The following is a 2,358-nucleotide window of genomic DNA, read 5'->3' as shown; positions in this document are numbered from 1 at the left end:
TCGAGGTATTGAACGAATCCGTCCTTGATGGCGTCGAACCCGGACTCGACGTGCGGCTTGTCCGTGCCGGTCTCGTGAGACGCGTGGATCAGGGAGATCCCGGCTCTCTCGCATCCGCGGCGGAATGCCTCAGATCGGTAGATCTTGCCGTTGTCGGTCGTGATCGTCTCGGGGAAGATGTACGGCTGCGCGAGCCGGTAGCGGTCCAGCCGTTCTTGGTCGATCATGAACTGCCCCGCCCAGGTCGCTGCGACCCGCTCGCGCTGTTCCCGCGCCCCAGGCGGTCGAAGCTCATACGGGGTGAGCGCCCGAGCGAGCACGCCCGCGAGGTCTGCGGAGTTGGTCGCCACAGCGCGCACGACGCCTGCCAGAATCGAGCGGCATGAGACGTCGTGGATTACGGTCAGTTCAGCCCGGTTGAGTCGGCCGTCGAGGAGGCGGGAGGGCACGTCGATGACCGTTGAGTCGATCTGTACGTGCTCGCCGGGCCGCAACGACCCGTGCACCCCAAACGCTCTGCTGGGCTTGTTGGCCGACGTCTGGCGCGACTTCGCGGAGCGGTTGAGCTTCCGGGCGGTGGGGTGCGCCGCGACCATCCGGTAGAGCGTTCGTTCGCTGGGAAGGTCGATCGCGTCGCCGTAGTCCTCCTCCAACATCCACCGCAGCCGGTCGAGAGTCCGGCTGGTCGTGCCGGACGACCGCGACGTGCCCTTCGCGCCGAGCTCACTCAACGCGGCGCCGATGCGAGCGTCGATGTCCCGCTTCCCGCGATTGAGGTGACGCGCATCTACCAGCCCGATCACACCCTCGGCGCAGTACCGGTGAAACTTGCGGCGCACGGTCTCCAACGACGTCACGGACGTGACGTTCGACATCGCCGCACGCACATCCTCGAACAGGTACTTCGCTGGCTCTCCCCTGTCGACCGCCTCCTTGACCCGGCAGAGATGTTCCGCCCACGCGTCAACGATGCGTCGCTCCTGTTCGGGTAGCCCGTCGAGGACGCGAGCTGCCGACCCTGTCGCCGATTCGACGCGCTCCGTGTGCCACGTCACATTCGTCAGCCTGACCAGCTCATCGGCGTCGACGACGCGCGTGAAGTCCGCGTCCAACGAACGGAGTGTGACGTGACGGTAGTCGGCCGCGATGATGATGAACGGTTCGTCGTCCCAGGTCAGCGTCGCACCGATGCCGACTCTCATCGTCATGCCGCCTTCGCCACCGTGGTCAGCGCCAAGTGTCGCGACGAGTCGAACAGCAGGTCGCGCCACCATAGCGCCGAGTAGACCGCCCCAAGAGGCTGACGCGACACGCTCGCCAGGAGACTCGCCCACTCCGACAATCGCGTGGACTCACCAGCATGCGAGCGTACGACCTCGACAGCAGCCGAATCGCGCCATCTCTCGTAGCGGTAGCCCGACAGGAACCGAAGGTTGCGACCCTCGCTCTCGCTGATGTCGCTGACGACGAAGTAGTCCCACCCGAGTTCCCTGCACAGGATCGATGTCCAGTCAAACGCCTCGATGTCATCGGACTCGATGAGTGCCAGCGGCTTCACGTCGACGACCGCAGCTGATCCGTCGCGGAAGCGGACGAAGAAGTCGGGCGCGTGGCGGCGTGCGGTGCCAGACCAGTGGATCCACATCGGCTGTGACGAGATCGCGGCCACCCGTGGATCGCGATCCAACTGCATGAGCGCGACACGCTCGTAGAGCGACTCGAACCACACGTGCCCGCCCGTCGTCGCCGCCCAGTAATGGCCGGTGTAGTTCTTCTTGTGCTTCCATGACTTCGGAGTCCGAACCCGATCGACACTCTCGTACGCGACCTCGAGTACGTCCGCCGAGTCACGGCGCTGATCCACGCCACCGAGGACGTACTCAAGCTGCGCGTGAGGCGCAATCATTTGGGTGGCTGGCTCCCAGTGCTTCAACGTCATCCGCTCTCCCCTCCCGACGAGATGTTCAGTTGGAGAGTCCCTGACGCCGCCAGAGTACGACCACCACGCGGGGCTCGCGCCAGGACACGCCCAGGCGCGCCTTGTAACAGATATATTCGTTCCATGAAGCTGACTGCCCGGAGTGATGAGGCGCTGCATGCGCTCGCTCTTCAGGTGCGCCAGGAACAACTCCGCCGACGAGGCCGCACGCACACGTGCAGCGTCTGCGGGAAAGAGTTCGCCGCTCGTGCCGGGGCGCGGACGTGCTCGACGACCTGTCGAGTCCGGGCACAGCGCGCGCGGGTCCGCGGGGGCCGGAAGGAGCATGGAGTGATCGGCATCGGATATGAGGGCCTCATCATCGACCAGGTGGTCGCACGACTGCAGGCGGAAGGTGTTGAAGTGCTCGTCGACGTCAG

3 protein-coding genes are annotated in these 2,358 nt (G+C 65.3%); 1 reads left to right on the top strand and 2 read right to left on the bottom strand.

Translation table 11 applies throughout. The features are described 5' to 3' along the window. On the bottom strand, positions 1-1,202 hold a 1,202-nt coding region (locus ABD161_RS15650; protein ID WP_486348027.1), incomplete at its 3' end, for a transposase family protein. 2 nt (positions 1,203-1,204) lie between these two features. Next, positions 1,205-1,939, bottom strand: a complete 735-nt coding sequence (locus ABD161_RS15645) for a TnsA-like heteromeric transposase endonuclease subunit (protein WP_344005094.1) — start codon at positions 1,937-1,939, stop codon at positions 1,205-1,207. A 123-nt stretch (positions 1,940-2,062) separates the two neighbouring features. Here ABD161_RS15645 and ABD161_RS15640 point away from each other — a divergent pair. After that, on the top strand, positions 2,063-2,358 hold a 296-nt coding region (locus ABD161_RS15640; RefSeq protein ID WP_344005091.1), incomplete at its 3' end, for a hypothetical protein.

This window comes from Microbacterium paludicola, assembly GCF_039529675.1.
In the GTDB taxonomy this organism is placed as follows: domain Bacteria; phylum Actinomycetota; class Actinomycetes; order Actinomycetales; family Microbacteriaceae; genus Microbacterium; species Microbacterium paludicola.
The sequence above is the reverse complement of the archived record's forward strand: the minus strand, read 5'-3'. Positions and strand labels throughout refer to the sequence as shown.